At 39.8% G+C, this 20,107-nt stretch carries 24 protein-coding genes and 2 pseudogenes; 6 read left to right on the top strand and 20 right to left on the bottom strand.

All coding sequences use genetic code 11. From position 1 onward, the window contains the following. The first annotated feature begins 132 nt into the window (after positions 1-132). Positions 133-1,479: a glutathione-disulfide reductase gene (gene gor, locus GEZ84_RS03205; RefSeq protein WP_153223463.1), complete on the top strand. Its 1,347-nt coding sequence runs from the start codon at positions 133-135 to the stop codon at positions 1,477-1,479. Positions 1,480-1,675: 196 nt separating this feature from the next. Further along, positions 1,676-2,212, top strand: a complete 537-nt coding sequence (locus GEZ84_RS03200) for a biotin transporter BioY (protein ID WP_102210716.1) — start codon at positions 1,676-1,678, stop codon at positions 2,210-2,212. Between the two features lie 53 nt (positions 2,213-2,265). On the opposite strand, the gene GEZ84_RS03195 is transcribed toward GEZ84_RS03200, so the two are convergent. Continuing rightward, positions 2,266-2,481 (bottom strand): YdbC family protein, encoded by a 216-nt coding sequence (locus GEZ84_RS03195; RefSeq protein WP_000807423.1) that lies wholly within the window; start codon positions 2,479-2,481, stop codon positions 2,266-2,268. A gap of 98 nt (positions 2,482-2,579) precedes the next feature. Between GEZ84_RS03195 and GEZ84_RS03190 the strand changes: the two genes are divergently transcribed. Further along, positions 2,580-2,900, top strand: a complete 321-nt coding sequence (locus GEZ84_RS03190; protein ID WP_153223462.1) for a hypothetical protein — start codon at positions 2,580-2,582, stop codon at positions 2,898-2,900. A gap of 29 nt (positions 2,901-2,929) precedes the next feature. Here the strand turns inward: GEZ84_RS03190 and GEZ84_RS03185 are convergent, their stop codons facing one another. The 10 genes from GEZ84_RS03185 to rpsP all read right to left on the bottom strand — a co-directional run bounded on the left by GEZ84_RS03185 (position 2,930) and on the right by rpsP (position 8,564). Beyond that, positions 2,930-3,268, bottom strand: a complete 339-nt coding sequence (locus GEZ84_RS03185; protein WP_001196041.1) for an ATP cone domain-containing protein — start codon at positions 3,266-3,268, stop codon at positions 2,930-2,932. Between the two features lie 11 nt (positions 3,269-3,279). Then, the gene (trmD, locus tag GEZ84_RS03180; RefSeq protein ID WP_153223461.1) at positions 3,280-3,999 is read right to left on the bottom strand and encodes a tRNA (guanosine(37)-N1)-methyltransferase TrmD; all 720 of its coding nucleotides are present in this window, start codon (positions 3,997-3,999) and stop codon (positions 3,280-3,282) included. Beyond that, on the bottom strand, positions 3,989-4,507 hold the full coding sequence (rimM, locus tag GEZ84_RS03175; protein WP_153223460.1) for a ribosome maturation factor RimM: 519 nt from the start codon (positions 4,505-4,507) through the stop codon (positions 3,989-3,991). The genes trmD and rimM overlap by 11 nt, the downstream gene beginning before the upstream one ends. Positions 4,508-4,536: 29 nt before the next feature. Next, positions 4,537-5,325 carry an alpha/beta fold hydrolase gene (locus GEZ84_RS03170; RefSeq protein ID WP_153223459.1) on the bottom strand — a complete coding sequence of 263 codons (789 nt, stop codon included), beginning with the start codon at positions 5,323-5,325 and terminating at the stop codon, positions 4,537-4,539. A gap of 97 nt (positions 5,326-5,422) precedes the next feature. Next, positions 5,423-6,280 (bottom strand): alpha/beta fold hydrolase, encoded by an 858-nt coding sequence (locus tag GEZ84_RS03165; RefSeq protein ID WP_153223458.1) that lies wholly within the window; start codon positions 6,278-6,280, stop codon positions 5,423-5,425. A 149-nt stretch (positions 6,281-6,429) separates the two neighbouring features. Then, a complete protein-coding gene (locus GEZ84_RS03160; RefSeq protein WP_153223457.1) occupies positions 6,430-7,332 on the bottom strand; it encodes a DMT family transporter in 903 nt (300 codons plus the stop codon). 129 nt (positions 7,333-7,461) lie between these two features. Beyond that, a complete protein-coding gene (locus GEZ84_RS03155; protein WP_153223456.1) occupies positions 7,462-7,641 on the bottom strand; it encodes a hypothetical protein in 180 nt (59 codons plus the stop codon). A 19-nt stretch (positions 7,642-7,660) separates the two neighbouring features. Then, positions 7,661-7,990, bottom strand: a complete 330-nt coding sequence (locus tag GEZ84_RS03150; protein WP_153223455.1) for a MazG nucleotide pyrophosphohydrolase domain-containing protein — start codon at positions 7,988-7,990, stop codon at positions 7,661-7,663. Positions 7,991-8,032: 42 nt separating this feature from the next. After that, on the bottom strand, positions 8,033-8,272 hold the full coding sequence (gene kphA, locus GEZ84_RS03145) for an RNA-binding protein KphA (RefSeq protein WP_000379617.1): 240 nt from the start codon (positions 8,270-8,272) through the stop codon (positions 8,033-8,035). A 19-nt stretch (positions 8,273-8,291) separates the two neighbouring features. Next, complete coding sequence (rpsP, locus tag GEZ84_RS03140; RefSeq protein WP_000268760.1) at positions 8,292-8,564, bottom strand: 30S ribosomal protein S16; 273 nt, start codon at positions 8,562-8,564, stop codon at positions 8,292-8,294. 177 nt (positions 8,565-8,741) lie between these two features. Between rpsP and GEZ84_RS03135 the strand changes: the two are divergent. Both GEZ84_RS03135 and GEZ84_RS03130 read left to right on the top strand, forming a co-directional pair. Further along, positions 8,742-9,229: pseudogene (locus GEZ84_RS03135) on the top strand (hypothetical protein). A 108-nt stretch (positions 9,230-9,337) separates the two neighbouring features. Beyond that, positions 9,338-10,162 carry a peptidylprolyl isomerase gene (locus GEZ84_RS03130; RefSeq protein ID WP_153223454.1) on the top strand — a complete coding sequence of 275 codons (825 nt, stop codon included), beginning with the start codon at positions 9,338-9,340 and terminating at the stop codon, positions 10,160-10,162. Positions 10,163-10,301: 139 nt separating this feature from the next. Here the strand turns inward: GEZ84_RS03130 and GEZ84_RS03125 are convergent, their stop codons facing one another. The 7 genes from GEZ84_RS03125 to GEZ84_RS03095 form a co-directional block, all read right to left on the bottom strand. After that, the gene (locus GEZ84_RS03125; RefSeq protein ID WP_153223453.1) at positions 10,302-11,843 is read right to left on the bottom strand and encodes an ABC-F family ATP-binding cassette domain-containing protein; all 1,542 of its coding nucleotides are present in this window, start codon (positions 11,841-11,843) and stop codon (positions 10,302-10,304) included. A gap of 1 nt (position 11,844) precedes the next feature. Next, complete coding sequence (locus GEZ84_RS03120; protein ID WP_153223452.1) at positions 11,845-12,327, bottom strand: VanZ family protein; 483 nt, start codon at positions 12,325-12,327, stop codon at positions 11,845-11,847. After that, positions 12,327-13,412, bottom strand: a complete 1,086-nt coding sequence (gene rlmN, locus GEZ84_RS03115) for a 23S rRNA (adenine(2503)-C(2))-methyltransferase RlmN (RefSeq protein WP_153223451.1) — start codon at positions 13,410-13,412, stop codon at positions 12,327-12,329. Before rlmN ends, GEZ84_RS03120 begins: the two co-directional genes overlap by 1 nt. Before the next feature lie 20 nt (positions 13,413-13,432). After that, positions 13,433-13,963 (bottom strand): YutD family protein, encoded by a 531-nt coding sequence (locus tag GEZ84_RS03110; protein ID WP_153223450.1) that lies wholly within the window; start codon positions 13,961-13,963, stop codon positions 13,433-13,435. A gap of 156 nt (positions 13,964-14,119) precedes the next feature. Beyond that, entirely contained in the window at positions 14,120-14,725 is a 606-nt protein-coding gene (gene sodA / locus GEZ84_RS03105) for a superoxide dismutase SodA (RefSeq protein WP_140833659.1), read from the bottom strand. Positions 14,726-15,084: 359 nt separating this feature from the next. Further along, positions 15,085-16,122 (bottom strand): DNA polymerase III subunit delta, encoded by a 1,038-nt coding sequence (gene holA, locus GEZ84_RS03100; RefSeq protein ID WP_153223449.1) that lies wholly within the window; start codon positions 16,120-16,122, stop codon positions 15,085-15,087. A 32-nt stretch (positions 16,123-16,154) separates the two neighbouring features. Continuing rightward, the gene (locus GEZ84_RS03095) at positions 16,155-17,090 is read right to left on the bottom strand and encodes a dihydroorotate oxidase (RefSeq protein WP_153223448.1); all 936 of its coding nucleotides are present in this window, start codon (positions 17,088-17,090) and stop codon (positions 16,155-16,157) included. Between the two features lie 244 nt (positions 17,091-17,334). Between GEZ84_RS03095 and gdhA the strand changes: the two genes are divergently transcribed. Next, positions 17,335-18,681 carry an NADP-specific glutamate dehydrogenase gene (gdhA, locus tag GEZ84_RS03090; protein WP_153223447.1) on the top strand — a complete coding sequence of 449 codons (1,347 nt, stop codon included), beginning with the start codon at positions 17,335-17,337 and terminating at the stop codon, positions 18,679-18,681. 325 nt (positions 18,682-19,006) lie between these two features. On the opposite strand, the pseudogene tnpA reads toward gdhA, so the two are convergent. Continuing rightward, positions 19,007-19,413, bottom strand: a pseudogene (tnpA, locus tag GEZ84_RS03085) (IS200/IS605 family transposase). Positions 19,414-19,513: 100 nt separating this feature from the next. After that, positions 19,514-20,107 (bottom strand): transposase (locus GEZ84_RS03080; RefSeq protein ID WP_153223446.1); only part of this gene is annotated, 594 nt, incomplete at its 5' end.

Raw genomic sequence — 20,107 nt, 5'->3', positions numbered from 1 at the left:
TTCCCTTTTGCAAGCCTTTTCTTAAACTTTTTTTGAACGTAGCAGATTTTTGCAATCAATTCAAAAAAAAGATAGAATATGACTATCAAAAAATGACACTCTACTATTTAAAAGAGTACAAAGGAGTTTTCAATGAGAGAATATGATATCATTGCTATCGGTGGAGGCAGCGGAGGAATTGCTACCATGAACCGTGCTGGTGAACATGGTGCCAAAGCGGCCGTTATTGAGGAAAAGAAACTAGGTGGAACCTGTGTCAACGTCGGTTGTGTTCCTAAAAAAATCATGTGGTACGGGGCGCAAATCGCTGAAACTTTCCATCAATTTGGAGAAGACTACGGCTTTAAGACTACTGATCTTAACTTTGACTTTGCAACCCTACGTCGCAATCGTGAAGCCTACATTGATCGCGCTCGTTCTTCTTATGATGGCAGTTTTAAACGAAACGGAGTAGACTTGATTGAAGGTCATGCTGAATTTGTAGATTCTCATACTGTCAGCGTAAATGGTGAACTGATTCGTGCTAAACATATCGTGATTGCTACTGGTGCCCACCCAAGTATTCCAAATATTCCTGGTGCTGAGCTAGGTGGCTCTTCTGATGATGTATTTGCTTGGGAAGAATTGCCAGAGTCAGTTGCTATTCTAGGCGCGGGTTATATCGCTGTTGAATTGGCTGGAGTACTTCACACCTTTGGTGTCAAGACAGACCTCTTTGTTCGCCGCAATCGTCCTTTACGTGGTTTTGATTCTTATATCGTTGAAGGTTTGGTCAAGGAAATGGAAAGAACAAACTTGCCACTTCATACTCACAAAGTCCCTGTCAAGTTAGAAAAAACTGCTGAAGGCATTACCATTCATTTTGAAGACGGAACTAGTCACACAGCTAGCCAAGTTATCTGGGCTACAGGTCGCCGTCCAAACGTTAAGGGATTGCAACTTGAAAAAGCTGGAGTAACTCTGAACGAACGTGGCTTTATCCAAGTGGATGAATACCAAAATACTGTTGTTGAAGGAATCTACGCTCTAGGTGATGTAACAGGCGAAAAAGAACTAACTCCAGTTGCTATCAAGGCTGGACGTACTTTGTCTGAACGTCTCTTTAACGGAAAAACAACTGCTAAAATGGACTACTCAACTATTCCAACCGTTGTCTTTTCACACCCTGCTATCGGAACTGTTGGATTGACCGAAGAGCAAGCTATTAAAGAATACGGTCAAGACCAAATCAAGGTTTACAAATCAAGCTTTACTTCTATGTACTCTGCTTGCACTTGCAACCGTCAAGAAACACGTTTCAAATTGATCACAACTGGTTCAGAAGAAAAAGTTGTCGGACTTCATGGAATTGGCTACGGTGTTGATGAAATGATTCAAGGATTTGCTGTTGCTATCAAAATGGGAGCAACCAAGGCAGACTTTGATGCAACTGTGGCGATTCACCCAACTGCATCCGAAGAATTTGTAACCATGCGTTAATCGAAACAAAAGAAGCTGATACAAATATGTCGGCTTCTTTTTTGATGTTTTCGAATCAACAAAACAATTATCCAACTTAACCAGTAAGCAAAATCGGCCGTTACAGTTTTTTGTTACCTTTGTTATAAAAATAGGTTGACAATGATATTAAATTAAGTATAATAGTTACTATACATAAGAAAAGAGGTTAACTATTTTGAAAAAAGCTCACGTTTATGCTATCCCTGCTATTGGGGCTGCTCTCATTGCTGTTTTAGCACAAATCAGTCTTCCAATTGGACCTGTTCCCTTCACTCTGCAGAACTTTGCAATCGGCTTGATTGCTACTGTCTTTAGACCGAGAGAGGCTGTACTTTCTGTTGGACTCTATCTTCTTCTAGGTGCCATCGGTCTTCCTGTTTTTGCAGGAGGTGGAGCTGGATTTCATGCTTTGATTGGTCCTACTGCAGGATATCTTTGGTTTTATCTTGTTTATTCTGGACTTACCTCTTCTCTAACTAACAGTGATAGTGGTTTTGTCAGAATTTTTCTAGCAAATCTCTTGGGAGATACACTTGTTTTTGTTGGTGGGATCATTGGATTACATTTCCTAGCTGGAATGCCATTTGAAAAAGCTCTTGCTGTGGGGGTATTTCCCTTTATTATCCCAGACCTTGGTAAAATTATTGCTATTAGTTTTATTAGCCGTCCATTACTTCAACGCCTTAAAAATCAGGCTTACTTTGCTAACTAAAAAAGGATATCGAGTTGTCATGACTCAATATCCTTTTCTTTCATTTTGAAAACCTAGTTGCTTTTAAAGGCATCCACCATTGTTTGAAATTCTTCATTGGAGAGAGTAATCCCTTTGCCCATTTTAGTATGATCTGGGCTCCAAGCACGAATATCAAACTTTGCAGGAGCACCATTAAAGCTCACACGGTTGATTTCCTTGGTCCAACCTTTTTCGTTTTCAGAAAGAGTCAGCAAGTGCTCTTCGATTTCAAATGTAAATTCTGCCATTTTCTTCTCCTTTTTTAACTTTCATCTGATTATTCGTAAAATCTTGTAGATTTTAGGAAAATTTTATATAATATTGATATAAAAGAAGGGAGGCCAATATGAGACATAAATTCCAGCAAGTTCTAGGTAAAATACATGATTTTTTAAATGGACATGACCAACCTGACCAGACTGAAAGCAACTCCCTTACAGCCACTATTGAAGAGGCTATCCAGAAACAAACCGCCGTTCACCTTATCTTGTCTGAGACAAGCTTTACAGGTGACATCATCAAATACGATCAACAACGCCAGCAAATTATCGTGAAAAATTTTGCCAAAAATGTGACTCGTATTATCCGCATAAGCGATATTCAACGCCTGCGATTTGTCCCTTCAACCGTCCAAACAGCCCAAAAAAATAGATTTAAGAAAGAGTGAGATGTAGTTGCTTCATCCCACTCTTTTTCTTAGCGAACTTGTTCAAAATGTAAATGAACTGCAATATGATCTCCATAACCACTTCTTTCCAAGTCACGTTGTAGACGATAGGAAATGTAGTGTTCTGCAATGGTAATATAACCTGCACCCAGTAAACGATGTTCAACCATAGACTGAATCATGCTAATGGTAGCACGTTCCACCTTGGCTTCTTCCAAATCCAAAACCACTTTCTTAGTGACTTGTGCAAGGTTTTGACGCAAATCATCTGTCAATACATAGACAGTCTGGGCTGCCTTTAAGATAGCTTGGTAAATCTTATCTGGATTAAATTCAGCAATTTCTCCATCACGTTTGATTACTTGCATAGGTATCTCCTTTATTCTTTGTTTTCTTTGATTTCTGCCAGCATTTTTTCTTCTTCTGCTGTCAGTTGATAATGTTCAAGCAAATCTGGTCTGCGCTCGTAGGTTTTCTTCAAACTCTCATACAGGCGCCACTGACGAATCTTTTCATGGTGCCCGCTCATCAGAATATCCGGCACAATCATGCCTCGATAATCATAGGGACGTGTGTACTGAGGGTATTCTAGAAGGCCTGAAGAAAAACTATCATCTTGATGGCTGGACTCCTTGCCAATCACTTCTGGAATCAGGCGAACCGTAGCATCAATCATGGTCATAGCCGCCAACTCTCCACCAGTCAGGACATAGTCACCCAAAGAAATCTCATCCGTTACCAAGGTCTTAATTCGCTCATCATACCCCTCATAGTGCCCACAGATAAAGATTAGCTCTTCCTCTTGAGCTAAGTCCTCAGCATAAGCCTGATCAAACTGCTTGCCAGCTGGGTCTAGGAGAATGACGCGCGGATTTTTCTTTTCAATAGCATCAAAGGCATCGAAAATGGGTTGGGCACGGAGCAACATCCCCTGACCGCCTCCGTAGGGCTCATCGTCAACATGGCGGGCCTTTTCAGCATTTTCTCGGAAGTTATGATACTGGATATCCAAGAGCCCTTTTTCTCGAGCCTTTCCAACAATTGAGTGCTCCAGTGGAGAAAACATCTCTGGAAAGAGGGTTAAAATATCAATCTTCATAGTCTAACCCTTCTAAGATTTCCACATCGACCCGTTTATTTGGAATATCGACATTGAGAACCACTGGTGGGATATAAGGCAAGAGCAAATCACGTTTACCTTTTCGCTTGACCACCCAGACATCGTTGGCACCTGGTTGCAGGATTTCCTTGATGGTTCCAACAAAATTATCACCCTCATAGACTTCCAAACCGATAATCTCGTGATAGTAAAATTCACCATCATCTAAATCGTTTAAATCTTCCTCAGCGACCTTGAGACTATAACCTTTATACTTTTCAATAGCATTGATATGGTACATATCTTTGAATTTAATAATGTCAAAGTTCTTCTGTTTACGGTGGCTAGCAATGGTCACTGTTTGAACAAACTGATCTTTTTCATCAAACAAGGCCAGCTCAGCCCCTTTTTTAAACCGTTCTTCTGCAAAATCTGTCACAGACAAGACTCGCATCTCACCCTGCAATCCTTGCGTATTGACGATTTTCCCAACATTAAAGTAGTTCATCTTGTCTCCTGTATCTATTTCTTTCCATCTTATTCTGACAATTCTCGAATAATAGTCGCAATTTTTTCGGATTCAGACCACTGTAAATAATGGTGATTCCCTCCTAAAATGAGTTTAGTATTGGAAGTCCAATATTCTGATTCTCTGTACTCTTTTTCTCTATAAGCCTGACAAAAAATAAATACAGGGGCATAAGCTTCTATCGACAAATTCTCAAAATCTTCCTCAGTAATCTCTCCAGATATCTGAAATCCTGGATCTAGATTTTCCAACTCTGAGCCTTTTTCTTGCATTATTGCCCAGATTTCTTTATTAATTTCAGGGCTAAATGTCTCTTGAGTTAAATTCTTAAAATACAATTCAGGACCACACTCGTCAATCAGACTCATCTGCTCTTCCATTTCTGGATAAGGATTTTCTGAAAAATCAGCAAACATGACTTTTTTAGTTGTCGGTTCAATTGCTACTAAAGCCTGACACTTAATTGGTTTCTTGAGTAATTTGCAAGCTAAAATTCCACTCAAACTATGTGCACAAAGTATATATTCAGAAATCCCTAATTCTTCAAGTACTTCATAAACCGCATCTGCAAGATTATCTAGATTTTTTCCAGCTTGGTCATGAATCAGACTCCTACCTGTGTTCGGAAAATCAATTGTCAAATAACCAATTGTAGGAGGAAGTTTTTCAAGTATAAGTGAAAAATTTTCATAACTTGGTAGCAAACCTGCGCCACTTAAACAAACTAGCATTTTCTTTTGCTTTTGATAAGCAACAGAAAGACTTCCAATTTCTGTAGATACTTCAATCCTCTTCATAAAGAAATCCACTCATTCTATATAATGAATTATTAAAAATCCTTATCCTTTATTTTATCACGTTCCAAGGATTTTCACAAGTTGGATAGATCCTATCCTACGTGCCTACTACTTCTTCAAAGAATTCACCAATAAGCTGATTAAACTCTTCAGGATGATCATTCATCGGTTGGTGTTTACTATCTGCAATTGTTACTTGACGCGCATTGGGATTTAAGGCAATGATACCATCGTAGATCATTTTTAGGTGTTTGGGAAAATCATTTTCGCCTCTTACTAATAGCATAGGAGGATTTCCTTGATAACCTTCTATCTCATGGACAGCTAAGAAACCTGTGATTCCAAGGTTCAAAAAAACATCTCTCCCAGTTTCTATAATTGCCGTCTTGACTAATTCTCTTGTGATAGGATTATCTGTACACATTTTTGAATTTTTATCTGCAATCAACTTCCAAGGAATCGTTTTATACATAAGGGAACTATATTTTATGCGATTTTTCTCTTTATCTGATAGGTAACGGTGCTGTCCCCAACTATCCACCATAACCAAGGCTAGAACTCTTTCTGGATGGCGATAGGTGTACTCTTGAAGTGGATTTCCTCCCCAAGAATGACCAACCAATATCACCTTATCTAGCTGGAAATAGGACAAAATAGCATCTACATCTTGAACAGCGCCTTCTAAGTCAGGTAAACCAACTTTCATAGGTGATTCACCCTGTCCTCTAACATTGACAAAGTAGAGGTCAAATCCTTCAAAGGCATCATACTGGTGAGCCCACATCTGACTACGTCCACAAGCTCCATGATAAAAAATAACGTGGCCTTTATTTGTATTTCCAGGACGATGATAAACAACCAAATCACAATCTACGACTGGTATAACGTGACGTACCAAAGTCTCGGTCTTTCTGTTATAAAAAGCAATAGCTTCATCTATATCATTTTGCTTCATTTCTACACTCTCTCCTCTTTATCCTAGTATCGTTCTTTTTATCTATTTTATCATGCTATATTAAAATCATCGTGTCCCAAACTTGATTACATTAAAATTTTTGAATTTTCTGAATAACTTTGATTAAGAAAAAGACTGCTCAGCAATCTTTACTTTCTTCTCATCAGATTCATGCCTAAAATTCCAGCAATAATCATAGTGGCTCCTATCACATGGTAGCTATAAATTGGTTCGTGGAGGATAAGAGCTCCGGCTACAATAGTCAAAACTGTCCCAAGATTTCCAAAGACACTGACGGTTGATGCTCCAAGTCGAACAATAGCATAGATAGAGAGACTACCAGTAACGATAGAGGCTAGAATTCCCAAATAGAGCACTGAAAGCAGATAAGGAAGCTGTCCGAGCGGCACAAAGTAAGCTAATATGTTGCCATCTAGATAGTGCGAGATCAGACTCAGCGTATTAAAGGTGACGAAGCCAACAAATATCACAACAGCTGTCATATCCATAGCCCGATAGCGTCCTCCTTTGGACTTGCTGAGGATATTGTTTATTGCATTGGCGAGAACAGATCCCAACATCAAGAGAAAGCCAAAGCTAGCAGTTTCAGTACCAAAGTTAGCTCCTTTACTAAGGAAGATGAAAACTACTCCTGCTACGGATAAAAATAAAAAGAACTTTTGAAGCAAGCTTGTCTTTTCCTTGAGAAAGGCCGATGCTAAAAGGAGCGTAAAAATCGGGACAAGAGCCTGTAAAATTCCAGCTTCAGAAGACGATATATACTGTAAAGCAAAGGATTGAAAAATAAAAAAGAGAAGAGGATAGAAAAGACTCATAGGAAGAATAGAAAGAATATCTTTTCTACTTAAACTCACTTTGATAAATTTGGTTTGATGAAGAACGACCATTACTAAAGCTGCGATTGTATAGCGATGCGCTAAGTTTGTGAGAGGACTGGCATAGCCTAAAGCAATCTTAGTAAATAAAAAAGAAAATCCAATGATTGCTGAAAAGGATAAGGCTGCTAGGTAAGCTTTTGTTTTCTCGTTCATAGACTGTTACTCCTTTTAAAAATAGCTATTCTCAAGATTGATTGACTAGACTTCTTTGAGACTGTCTTTCCATTGTAGCATAGTAGAACCCTAGATGCTATTTCTAGGATTAGTATTTTATTCCTGCTATCAGCGTTTATCTAGTGCATTGCCTGAAAAGGATTCAGCAAGTCTGATCTGCTTTTCTCGTTCTTGTCTCACAAGTTCTAGCTTGTCTACCTCTTGGAAATTCCTTACTTTGATAATATAAACTGCCAGTTTCATTGCTTTATCTTTCTTATATTTACTAATACCTTCTTTATTAGTCAAAAATTGATTTCTTATCGTCTTAGAGGTTCCCCTTCAAAAATCCTTCCAAATCTCGTTCATGTTGGTACTTAATAGCAGCAGTTTTATCTTTCTCAAAGATAGTCTTGGTAAGATCAATATGGTTGATGGCTGCGATTGCGACGGTGTAGTGAATGACATCAGCCAGTTCTTTTGCTAGTTCCTCGTTAGAATCCTGAACGCCCTCTTTTCTACCAGAACGACCATTCAAAACCTCAGCTACTTCTCCGACTTCTTCTACTAGCTTAATAAAAAGCCCTTCTTCTGTTCTAGATTGTCGGTAATGGTCAAGTAAATATTCCTCTAGTTGTCTAACTGTTAAATCTCTCATTCTTTCTCCTTGCAAAAAAGCGAGACATTCGTCCCGCCCTTCTTATTTTTCGTCAATAACGATTCTTACTTTTTTGTCTTCAGTTGGGACAGAGTAGACAATCGTTCTTATCGCAGAAATAGTGCGACCCTTACGACCGATTACACGACCCACATCGCTTTGATCAAGATCCAAATGATATTCCAAAAATTCTGGTGTATCTTCAATCTTGATAGTTAAGGCATCTGGTTGTGAAATCAAGGGTTTCACAATCGCAATAATGAGATTTTCAATCGTATCCATCTGTCAACCTACTTTAAACTTATTTTGAGAATTTAGAATCGTGGAATTTCTTCAATACGCCTTCTTTTGAAAGGATGTTGCGAACTGTATCTGAAGGTTGAGCTCCATCAGCTAACCATGCAAGAACGCGGTCTTCTTTCAAAGTTACTTGGTTTTCAGCAACAAGTGGGTTGTAAGTTCCAACTGTTTCGATGAAACGTCCGTCACGTGGTGAACGTGAATCTGCTACGTTGATACGGTAGAAAGGTTTTTTCTTAGAACCCATACGAGTCAAACGGATTTTAACTGCCATTTTTAAAGTCTCTTTTCTTATTTTTTATTTCGGTGAAATAGCTGAGCTATTTAGCACATGTTCTATTATAGCAGATTTCTGGCAGGTGTCAAGAAAAAAACTTGACAGACTATAAAATTCTTAAACCATTTAGAAATTTGTTAGAAGTAGGAAATAAATGTTTGAAAGAAGCTATCCGTGAATACTATTTTAGAAACATTTTATAAAGACCATCAAGTCAAACCCTTCATCTCACCTGAACGAAATATGGACTTATTAGCAGATGATTTGCTTGCAGGTGCTATCATTCTACTATGGAGAATCAACTTTGGTACTTTTACCACCGAAACCTGGTTTCCTAAATACTTTGAGTATATTTATGGCATTGATGCCCCTAAGCATCTAAAAACTCTGGTGGAAAAAGGTTATGCTGTTATTGAAACAACTTTTGATTCACTTGACCATCTCAATGCTACCATGAAAAAGAGTATTCTCAAAAGCAAGGAAATTACAGGACTGTCTAAGATGAAGTCTGCAGTTCTTGACTAAGCCCTTCATAACAACTTTTCAGAAGAGGAATTGGCAAGTAACTTTTCGATTCGTGGCTACAAATTGACTCCAAAGGGAGAGGAAATACTGGAACAATACCAGGCATTATCGACCGTCATCCAAAGAAGAATTTTTAGGAAATCAGTTCTCTGGTCGGTTTTCAGTAGAATCACCCTGTCACTAATATTTGAAATCCCCTTCCTTTTAGGGTACAATGGTAGAAATAAATTTTTGAGAGGAACAGAATGAAAAAACTAGCAACCCTTCTTTTACTATCCACTGTAGCCCTAGCTGGATGTAGCAACATCCAACGTAGTTTGCGTGGTGATGACTATGTAGATTCTAGCTTGGCCGCTGAGGAAAGCTCCAAAGCAGCTGCCCAATCTGCCAAGGAGTTAAATGATGCTTTGACAAATGAAAACGCCAATTTCCCGCAACTTTCTAAGGAAGTTGCTGAAGATGAAGCAGAAGTAATTCTCCACACAAGCCAAGGTGATATTCGCATTAAGCTCTTCCCTAAACTCGCTCCTTTAGCGGTTGAAAACTTCCTCACTCATGCCAAAGAAGGCTACTATAACGGCATTACCTTCCACCGTGTCATAGATGGCTTCATGGTTCAAACTGGAGATCCAAAGGGAGACGGTACAGGTGGTCAGTCTATCTGGCATGACAAGGATAAGACAAAAGACAAGGGAACTGGTTTCAAAAACGAGATTACTCCTTATCTCTATAACATCCGTGGTGCTCTTTCTATGGCTAATACTGGTCAACCAAACACCAATGGCAGCCAGTTCTTCATCAACCAAAACTCTACAGATACCTCTGCTAAACTCCCTACAAGCAAGTATCCAAAGAAAATCATCGAAGCCTATAAAGAAGGGGGAAACCCTAGTCTAGATGGCAAACACCCAGTCTTTGGTCAAGTGATTGACGGTATGGATGTTGTAGATAAAATTGCCAAAGCCGAAAAAGATGAAAAAGACAAGCCAACGACTGCTATTACTATCGATAGCATCGAAGTTCTGAAAGACTATGATTTTATACTCAATGAAAATCAAAGAGCAAACTAGGAAACTAGCCGCAGGCTGTACTTGAGTACGGCAAGGCAACGTTGACGAGGTTTGAATTTGATTTTCGAAGAGTATTAAATCTTAAAAACCAAAAAATACAGTACCCACATTCGGTACTGTATTTCTTTTGTCCTCATTTTTAAGTTAGATTATTAAAATCCCAGATTTGGTCCATCCAGCCTTCATAAAAGTCTGGCTCGTGGCAGACCATAAGGATAGATCCCTTGTATTCTTTGAGAGCACGTTTGAGTTCATCCTTGGCATCCACATCCAAGTGGTTGGTCGGCTCGTCCAGCACTAAAACGTTGTTTTCACGATTCATCAAGAGACAGAAACGCACCTTGGCTTGTTCCCCACCTGACAAGACCTGAATCTGGCTTTCGATATGCTTGGTTGTCAGGCCACAACGGGCAAGGGCTGCACGAACTTCTGCTTGGTTGAGGGCTGGAAAGGCATTCCAGACAGCCTCTAGTGGTGTTTGACGATTACCACCTTCTACTTCTTGTTCAAAGTAACCGAGTTCTAGGTAGTCACCGCGTTCCACTTCCCCAGCGATTGGTGGAATAATTCCCAAGAGAGACTTCAAGAGAGTTGTTTTCCCGATACCATTTGCCCCGATAATAGCAACCTTTTGATTACGTTCAAAGGTTAGGTTTAAGGGCTTTGTAAGTGGACGGTCATAACCAATCTGCAAATCCTTGGCTTGGAAGATAAAGCGGCCTGGCGTACGAGCTGGTTTGAAATCAAAGGATGGTTTTGGTTTCTCACTTTGCAGTTCGATAATATCCATCTTATCCAATTTCTTTTGGCGAGACATGGCCATGTTTCGTGTTGCAACACGCGCTTTGTTTCGTGCGACAAAATCTTTAAGGTCGGCAATCTCTTTCTGCTGACGTTCGTAGGCTGCCTCTAGCTGAGATTTCTTCATAGCATAGACTTCTTGGAACTGGTAGTAGTCACCAGAATAACGCGTCAGCTGTTGATTTTCCACATGGTAGACAATATTGATAACGTCATTTAGGAATGGAATATCGTGTGAAATAAGGACAAAGGCATTCTCATAGTTTTGGAGATAGCGCTTGAGCCAATCAATATGCTCAGCATCCAAGTAGTTGGTCGGCTCGTCCAGCAGCAAGATATCAGGCTTTTCAAGGAGGAGTTTAGCCAAAAGCACCTTGGTTCTTTGTCCACCTGACAAAGAGGTTACATCTGTATCCATGCCAAAGTCCATGACACCGAGGGCACGCGCTACTTCGTCAATCTTAGCATCCAAGGTATAGAAATCACGACTCTCTAAACGGTCTTGAAGTTCGCCAACTTCTTCCATAAGAGCATCAACATCCGCACCGTCTTCAGCCATTTCCGTATAGAGGTCATTGATTCGGACTTCTGCTTTAAACAGCTCATCAAAGGCTGTACGGAGAACATCACGTACCGACTGCCCTTCAGCAAGGACAGAGTGCTGATCCAAGTAACCTGCTGTCACATATTTGGACCACTCAACCTTCCCTTCATCTGGCAGCATTTTGCCAGTCACGATGCTCATAAAGGTTGATTTTCCTTCACCATTGGCACCAACCAGACCGATATGTTCTCCCTTGAGGAGACGGAAGGACACATCTTCAAAAATTGCACGGTCACCAAAACCGTGACTCAGATTTTTAACTTCTAAAATACTCATTTTAATTCCTTATCTTGTTTTTATGTAATCGTTTATAGAGGAGCCAAGCCAGATAGCTACCCAAGGTATTGGTCCACAAATCATCAATCTCAAAGACGCGATTAAAATCAAAGAAAAAATCTAAGACTAACTGCGTACACTCAATTCCTAGGCTTAGAAGAAAACTGAAAAAGAGCACTTTTCTTGTCTTACGCAAGTTTGGAAGGAGATAAAGGAGTTGAAACACCAAAGGAAAAAGCAAGAAGACATTGAGGATATTTTGTAGAAAAATCCAACATAATTGTCCCATATCACTCACTTCGCCCAGTTTCCAAAGAGAATTGAAAGGAGTCAAAAGAAAAACCAGGCGTCCAAGATGCTGAATACCTGGAGTTTCCACTCCCACGGGAGATTGTTCTTGAGGAGTAAAGCAAAAATAGACAATGCAAATGCTATAGAAAATGACTCCCCAGACCAAAACATGATTATAAGTCTTCCTCATCATTAAGGATTTACTGCTGCAACTGCTTTCTGGCGGTCGCGTTTCATTGTATTAGAACGCAATTGTCCACAAGCTGCATCAATATCAGTACCATGCTCTTGACGAACAACACAGTTAACCCCTTTTTTCTTAAGCGTATCATAGAAGGCCAGGACGCGCTCTTTAGGACTACGGCTATATTGGTCATGCTCACTAACTGGGTTATAAGGAATCAAGTTTACATAAGACAATTTCTTGATATTCTTGAGCAATTCAGACAATTCCAAGGCTTGTTCTACACCATCATTGACTTCATTGAGCATGATATACTCAAAGGTCACACGGCGATTGGTTGTTTCGATATAGTACTCGATAGCGGCGAAGAGTTTTTCAATCGGAAAGGCACGGTTAATCTTCATGATGCTTGAGCGCAATTCATTGTTAGGTGCGTGAAGGGAAACCGCAAGATTGACCTGAACCCCTTCATTAGCAAAATCACGAATTTTATGGGCCAAACCTGAGGTTGAAACCGTGATGTGACGAGCACCGATTGCCATCCCCTTGTCATCATTGATAGTACGAACGAAATTCAAGACATTGTTGTAGTTATCAAAGGGTTCACCGATTCCCATGACAACGATATGACTGACGCGTTCATCCTGACCACGCTCATCAAAGTATTTCTGAACCAGCATGATTTGCGCTACGATTTCACCGTTATTAAGGTCACGTTGCTTCTTAATCAAACCAGAGGCACAGAAGGTACAACCGATATTACAGCCGACCTGAGTCGTTACGCAGACTGACAAACCGTAGTGCTGACGCATGAGTACTGTCTCAATCAGCATACCATCAGGCAACTCAAAGAGATATTTGACAGTACCATCAGCAGACTCTTGAACAATACGTTGTTTCAAGGGATTGACCACAAACTGGTCATTAAGCTTAGCAATCAAATCCTTGGAAAGGTTGGTCATCTCTTCAAATGACTGGACACGTTTACGGTAAAGCCATTCCCAGATTTGATCTGCACGGAATTTCTTTTCTCCCTGATCCAAAACCCATTCCTGCATGGTTTGACGTGTTAAACTATAAATTGACGGTTTCATTTCTTCTCCTTATTCTCTACTCACTTCTGACGAATGACAAAATGACGTTGCCTCTTGTCCTCTTTCTGAGAATGCTGGTCTTTCTGACGACGTCTATTTTTCTTATCTGCATTCGGTTTTCGTTTTGTTTGAGCCTGTTTCTTTCCTTTTTTAGAAGGCTGTTCTTCTTCCTTCTTACGCATTTTCTTGTCAAATGATGCTCGCTTAGGGGCTTCATTTTCTAGAACAAAATAGGCACAACCATAACTACAATACTCTAAAAGGTAGTCTTGTAAACGACTGATTTTTTCAAGTTTTTCTTCTGTTCGGTCATCCTTGTAAAAACCGCGTAGGCGAAGCTGTTCGTTGCTCCAGTCTCCCACAATATAATCAAACTTGGTTAAGACTTCTGAAAAACGCTGATTAAAAGCCGTCACATCAAAGGCATCCTTGATGTTTTCCACCAAGGAAAAAGCTATCCCTTCCGTTTCGACCTTGTCCCCGTGTAAATGGAACTCAGGACCAGGAAACTTGTTATAGTTGTATAATTCAGGTGCAATTTCTTTTCGCATAGATATCCTTTTTCCACGATTACTTAATACTTTATTCTACCATAATTTCTAGCAGTTAGCACGTTTCTCATAAAAATGAAAAAAGTCTGACGATTTTGTCAGACCAAAATAATATAACCTTAAAAAGAGAAGAACAATTCTTCCCTCCAACTATCATTATTTAGCAGCTGCGTACAATTCATCTACTTTGTTCCAGTTGATTACTGAGAAGAAAGCTTTGATGTAGTCAGGACGCACGTTGCGGTATTTCACGTAGTAAGCATGTTCCCAAACGTCCAAGCCCAAGATTGGTTTTTTACCTTCTGAGATTGGTGTATCTTGGTTTGCTGTTGAAGTCACTTCAAGTTTACCTTCTTTGTTGACAACCAACCATGCCCATCCAGAACCGAAACGAGTTGTTGCTGCTGCAGTGAAGGCTGCTTGGAATTCTTCAAATGAACCAAATGTTGCATCGATTGCTGCTGCAAGTTCTGCAGAAGGAGCTGTTTTCTCAGGAGTCATCAATTCCCAGAAAAGAGCGTGGTTCAAGTGTCCACCACCGTTGTTGATAAGCGCTTGACGGATATCAGCTGGGATAGATTCTACATCAGCAAGCAAGGCTTCAAGATTTTCACCGATTTCAGGGTGTTTTTCAAGAGCTGCATTAGCATTGTTGACATAAGTTTGATGGTGTTTGTCATGGTGCAAGTGCATTGTTTCCGCATCGATGTATGGTTCCAAAGCGTCATATGCATATGGAAGATCTGGTAAAATAATAGCCATCTGTAATACCTCTTTTTCTTTCTATATGAAAATGATAACGTAAACATTCACTTTTTTCAAGTTTTTTGCTTATAGATAAGGAAATCACTGACATACTTTCGAATAATACTAAATTCAAACCACGTCAACGTCGCCTTGCCATACGTATGGTTACTGACTTCGTCAGTTCTATCCACAACCTCAAAACAGTGTTTTGAGCTGACTTCGTCAGTCTTATCTACAACCTCAAAGCAGTGCTTTGAGCAACCTGCGGCTAGTTCCTAGTTTGCTCTTTGATTTTCATTGAGTATAAAACAAGCAAATCAGCAAGAAACCCACGACAAGATAATGTTGACGCGGGTTGTAGTTTCAAAAAAATGTCAATTGACCTGACTAGCAATCTGTAAGAGTGCCTTTTCAAAAAGGAAACCTTTTTCATAAAGACCTGTTTTAATCTGATAGTCTGTCTCAATCAAATAAGAAATAGCTTGCTTCAAAAAGCTCAAGGAAAGTGCTCGCGAATCCCTCAGCGCAAACTTGATTTGATAGGGATTGGGGTTGCGTCCGAGAAAACTACCTAGACTACTTGCAATCTGAGATTCTGTTTGCCCAGACTCCGCCAAAATCTTCACCTGAGTAAAAGTCCGAAATTGTCCTAGCATGACTGCAATCAACTTGATTTCATCTTCACCTTGCAAGGTCAAGTCTCTAACCAAATCACGCGCCTGGTCCATCTTTTTAGTCAGAATAAACTGAGTTAAATCAAAAATATTGTCCTGTAAGGTCTTGGGAATAGCATTGACAATATCTTCTTCCTCGATAACAGAGTCTTCCTTATAGTATTGTAAAAAGAGGAGATTTTTCTGGATTTCGCTAAATTGCAAACTAGATTTGATAAGGAGATTTTCAAAAGAATTATTAGCAAACTGCAAACCCTGTGTCTGACTCCACTTTTGAAAATACTGACGTAGTTCTTGTTCTTTGGCTTCTACTGCATCAAAAACCTTGGCATCACGCTTAAGTAATTTAACCAATCGTCTTTTGCTATCCAGCTTTCCTTCTGCAAAGATTAACAACTTGGTTGTTGGCGAGGGGTTGTCAAGGTATTCCTCAAACGACTTGAGCTCATCATCTGTCAAAAAGCGTTTCTTGGCTGTTGTGATATCGACAAAATGATCCAATATCACGATTTTCTCATCCGCAAAGAAAGGAAGGCTGACCAACTCCAGTTCCACATCCTTGTAAACTACTTCTTTCATATCAAAGTAGGCAAAGTTAAGGTCAGCAGAATCATAACCAATCTGTTTCAACACTTGACTCTTCATCACTTCAAACTGGCCCTGATCTGTCCCTGTAAAAAGGCTCAGGCTCGGTAAATTTGATAAAGTCAACTTCTGACTCTCTTCAATGGCTAGCATCTTCTCTCCTTTCTTCTGATTTTTTAATGAATTTAATCAATATAGCGCAATTTCCCACGAAAATCTTCTAGACTCTCATACCCTTTTTCCGCCATGATTGCCTTCAGTTCATTGGTAATGCGTTCAAAAGCTCCAACACCTTCTTTATGAAGGGTCGTTCCCACCTGCACCATACTTGCTCCACAGAGGATATGTTCAAAGGCATCACGACCAGTCAGAACGCCACCTGTTCCGATGATTTGGATTTGAGGATTTAAGCGTTGGTAGAAGGCATGTACATTGGCTAGAGCGGTTGGTTTGATATACTCGCCGCCAATGCCACCGAAACCATTTTTAGGACGAATAACGACAGACTCATCTTCTATATAAAGGCCGTTTCCGATAGAGTTAACACAATTGACAAACTTGAGCGGATACTTGTTGAAAATAGCTGCTGCCTGGTCAAAGTGAACAATGTCAAAATATGGTGGCAATTTAATTCCAAGAGGCTTGGTGAAGTAGGCAAATACTTCTGCCAAAATCTGATCTGTTGTCTCAAAATCATAGGCAATCTGAGGTTTACCTGGAACATTTGGACAAGATAGGTTTAGCTCAGTCAAACCATGAAAATCACTCTCTTGGACTTTTTTCAGGATAGTATGGGTTTCCTCTGGAGACATGCCGACTAGAGATAAGAAGAAAGTTCGGTTTGGCTCTTTTTCCTGCAAATCCAAAAGATAATCCAAATAATAATCTAAACCATTATTTGGCAAGCCCATAGAGTTGATAGAACCAAGTGGAACATCTTGGTAGCGTGGCTCAGGATTTCCCTGACGGAAGTCCAAGGTCGCTGTCTTAGTGACAAAGGTTCCTGCCGCTGAGTTTTTAACGCCTTCTAACTCCGCTATCGTCATACAAGTCACACCTGCTGCATTCATCAAGCAATTGTCAAACTCAAAACCAGCAATTTGTGTTTTCGTTGATACCATGATTCTGATCCTCCAGATTCCTTTTATTGCTAATATTATACCATATTTTCAGCTTTTCTCTTTAAGAAAGTCATTTATAAGAAAAATGTTCGTTTTTTATCCACTTTCAAAAAATTCCAATTTTAAACAATCCCAAAAATCAAATTGAAAGAATTTTTAGAAAATTTTTGTTTTTCTCTTTACAGTTAAAAAAATTTCTGCTATAATGACACACATAATTAAATTAGAATTTAAGGAGAACGATATGACATCTGCTAAAGAATATATCCAAAGCGTGTTTGAAACTGTAAAAGCTCGTAACGGGCACGAGGCTGAATTCCTCCAAGCTGTTGAAGAATTTTTCAACACTTTAGAACCTGTATTTGAAAAACACCCTGAGTATATCGAAGAAAATATCTTGGCACGTATTACTGAGCCTGAGCGCGTGATTTCTTTCCGTGTTCCTTGGATTGACCGTGATGGAAAAGTTCAAGTAAACCGTGGTTACCGTGTTCAATTCAACTCAGCTGTTGGGCCATACAAAGGCGGACTTCGTTTCCACCCAACTGTAAACCAAGGGATCTTGAAATTCCTCGGATTTGAACAAATCTTTAAAAATGTCTTGACTGGACTTCCTATCGGTGGAGGTAAAGGTGGATCAGACTTCAATCCTAAAGGTAAAACAGATGCTGAAGTGATGCGCTTCTGCCAAAGCTTCATGACTGAGTTGCAAAAACACATCGGACCATCACTTGACGTACCTGCTGGTGATATCGGTGTAGGTGGACGTGAAATTGGTTACCTTTACGGTCAATACAAACGTCTTAACCAATTTGATGCTGGTGTCTTGACTGGTAAACCTCTTGGGTTTGGTGGTAGCTTGATTCGTCCAGAAGCAACTGGTTACGGTTTGGTTTACTACACTGAAGAAATGCTCAAAGCAAACGGCAACAGCTTTGCTGGTAAGAAAGTTGTTATTTCAGGTTCTGGTAACGTAGCTCAGTACGCTCTTCAAAAAGCAACTGAACTCGGTGCAACTGTTATCTCTGTATCTGACTCAAATGGTTATGTCATCGATGAAAATGGTATAGACTTCGATCTTTTGGTTGATGTTAAAGAAAAACGTCGCGCTCGTTTGACTGAGTATGCAGCTGAGAAAGCGACTGCTACTTATCATGAAGGTTCTGTATGGACTTACGCTGGTAACTACGATATCGCTCTTCCATGTGCAACTCAAAACGAAATCAATGGTGAAGCAGCTAAACGCTTGGTTGCTCAAGGCGTTATCTGTGTCTCTGAAGGTGCCAACATGCCAAGCGACCTTGATGCCATCAAAGTTTACAAAGAAAATGGTATCTTCTACGGACCTGCCAAAGCTGCCAACGCTGGTGGTGTAGCCGTTTCAGCCCTTGAAATGAGCCAAAACAGTCTTCGCCTCTCATGGACTCGTGAAGAAGTTGATGGACGTCTCAAAGATATCATGACAAATATCTTCAACACAGCTAAAACAACTTCAGAAACATATGGTCTTGATAAAGACTACCTTGCAGGAGCTAACATTGCTGCCTTTGAAAATGTAGCAAACGCTATGATTGCCCAAGGTATTGTTTAAGATTCATTTGCTTAATCCTCAATCGCTTCGATTGGGGATTTTTAGGTTGAGTTAAACAGTTGGGAAATTACTTACTCGCCCCCTTTTGTCCCTGTTAGAACAATCACGACCACCCGTCAAACGGGTGGTCTGTACCAGGGCTATAAGCCCAAATTACCAGCCAGCGCCTAAAGACGCTGGCTTTCACGTTGTTCAAGCCTTATTGCTCTTGACTCGTCACTTGCCTCTCAAAGAGGCTTTAGTATTACTTACCACTATCCCTAAAGGGATCCTCATATTCTTTTACACTCAATTTATCTAATGCTATATCATGCTTTACTCGTTTTCAAATTTTCATACTCGTGAAGAAATCATCCACTGGATAATTTCTCTCATCTTGAATATATTTCTTAATTGTGTCTTCATTGAGTCCCACCGTACTCACATAATAACCTTCCACCCAGAAATGCCGATTCCCAAACTTATACTTGAGATTGGCGTGTTTGTCAAACATCATGAGTGCACTTTTTCCTTTTAATAACTCATGAAACTCGAAACACTTATCCTTGGTGGAATACTTACTAACATATGTACATGGTCTGGCATTAAGTGACCCTCGATAATTTCAACTCCTTTATAACTACACAAGCGATGAAATATTTCGCCTAAACTACTTCGATATTGATTATAGATGACTTTTCGTCTATACTTAGGGGTGATTTTATCTCGTTTGGAGTTTTTGGATATAACCATCGATACGCACCCACATAGGATCCCACTGAAAAAGTAAGCCTCTTACTTTTAAAGAAATGAAAACCGAGGAATCTCTCGTTAATTTGAGCGAATTCCTCGGTTATTTTGTATTTATTAAGGTCATAATTCGTTTCATATTGACCACGAAGATGCTTGTGGCTGCCTGTAACTCCATGTTGAAAAGACCTGATTCCCTTGCGACATCAAAGCCATGTCTCTGTTTTAGTTCGGCATTCTTCGCTTCGATTTTATAGCGATGTCTGACCATTTCTTTGAAATAAGGTGTTTCCTGAAATTTCTTCTGGAAAAGATGGTCGTTACTCTTAATGGTTATTGAATAAGTTTTAGACTTTACCCCCTCCTGATAACACCCTTCCTTGGAAAGGCAATTCTTGCATTTCTCAATGTCAAAGTAATGAATGATAACTTGATTCTTATTTTGATATTTTTCCCCTGTCCTTGCTTTGCGAACAGCCATGTGTCCTTCTGGACAGACAAATAGCCCTGCGTCTTTATTAAATTCAAAGGCATCCTCTTCTTTACGGTAACCTTTTGAAACAGAAGGGTTCAGTTTTGACACCAAATGAATCTTTTCTTTGCGAGCTAGTTGAATGTTGTCCTTTCCTGAATAAGCCGCATCACCAATAATAGTTTCGATGTCCAGACTATTTTCCTTTGTTTTGGCATATAACTC

It is taken from the genome of Streptococcus mitis (assembly GCF_009496155.1).
Lineage (GTDB): Bacteria > Bacillota > Bacilli > Lactobacillales > Streptococcaceae > Streptococcus > Streptococcus mitis_BQ.
Note: the sequence above shows the minus strand (reverse complement) of the source record. Positions and strands in the feature narration are given on the sequence as shown.

Bases quoted from the DNA above. Each gene is read 5' to 3' on its own strand.
- rlmN (WP_153223451.1), bottom strand. From the start codon at position 13,412: ATGAAACCGTCAATTTATAGTTTAACACGTCAAACCATGCAGGAATGG.
- GEZ84_RS03150 (WP_153223455.1), bottom strand. From the start codon at position 7,990: ATGAGAGATTTAACAGTTAGACAACTAGAGGAATATTTACTTGACCAT.
- GEZ84_RS03185 (WP_001196041.1), bottom strand. From the start codon at position 3,268: ATGCAAGTAATCAAACGTGATGGAGAAATTGCTGAATTTAATCCAGAT.
- rimM (WP_153223460.1), bottom strand. From the start codon at position 4,507: ATGAACTACTTTAATGTTGGGAAAATCGTCAATACGCAAGGATTGCAG.
- GEZ84_RS03165 (WP_153223458.1), bottom strand. From the start codon at position 6,280: ATGAAGCAAAATGATATAGATGAAGCTATTGCTTTTTATAACAGAAAG.
- GEZ84_RS03190 (WP_153223462.1), top strand. From the start codon at position 2,580: ATGAGACATAAATTCCAGCAAGTTCTAGGTAAAATACATGATTTTTTA.
- GEZ84_RS03160 (WP_153223457.1), bottom strand. From the start codon at position 7,332: ATGAACGAGAAAACAAAAGCTTACCTAGCAGCCTTATCCTTTTCAGCA.
- gdhA (WP_153223447.1), top strand. From the start codon at position 17,335: ATGACATCTGCTAAAGAATATATCCAAAGCGTGTTTGAAACTGTAAAA.
- rpsP (WP_000268760.1), bottom strand. From the start codon at position 8,564: ATGGCAGTTAAAATCCGTTTGACTCGTATGGGTTCTAAGAAAAAACCT.
- GEZ84_RS03195 (WP_000807423.1), bottom strand. From the start codon at position 2,481: ATGGCAGAATTTACATTTGAAATCGAAGAGCACTTGCTGACTCTTTCT.
- GEZ84_RS03110 (WP_153223450.1), bottom strand. From the start codon at position 13,963: ATGCGAAAAGAAATTGCACCTGAATTATACAACTATAACAAGTTTCCT.
- kphA (WP_000379617.1), bottom strand. From the start codon at position 8,272: ATGGATACGATTGAAAATCTCATTATTGCGATTGTGAAACCCTTGATT.
- holA (WP_153223449.1), bottom strand. From the start codon at position 16,122: ATGCTAGCCATTGAAGAGAGTCAGAAGTTGACTTTATCAAATTTACCG.
- sodA (WP_140833659.1), bottom strand. From the start codon at position 14,725: ATGGCTATTATTTTACCAGATCTTCCATATGCATATGACGCTTTGGAA.
- GEZ84_RS03130 (WP_153223454.1), top strand. From the start codon at position 9,338: ATGAAAAAACTAGCAACCCTTCTTTTACTATCCACTGTAGCCCTAGCT.
- trmD (WP_153223461.1), bottom strand. From the start codon at position 3,999: ATGAAGATTGATATTTTAACCCTCTTTCCAGAGATGTTTTCTCCACTG.
- GEZ84_RS03170 (WP_153223459.1), bottom strand. From the start codon at position 5,325: ATGAAGAGGATTGAAGTATCTACAGAAATTGGAAGTCTTTCTGTTGCT.
- GEZ84_RS03120 (WP_153223452.1), bottom strand. From the start codon at position 12,327: ATGATGAGGAAGACTTATAATCATGTTTTGGTCTGGGGAGTCATTTTC.
- GEZ84_RS03125 (WP_153223453.1), bottom strand. From the start codon at position 11,843: ATGAGTATTTTAGAAGTTAAAAATCTGAGTCACGGTTTTGGTGACCGT.
- gor (WP_153223463.1), top strand. From the start codon at position 133: ATGAGAGAATATGATATCATTGCTATCGGTGGAGGCAGCGGAGGAATT.
- GEZ84_RS03095 (WP_153223448.1), bottom strand. From the start codon at position 17,090: ATGGTATCAACGAAAACACAAATTGCTGGTTTTGAGTTTGACAATTGC.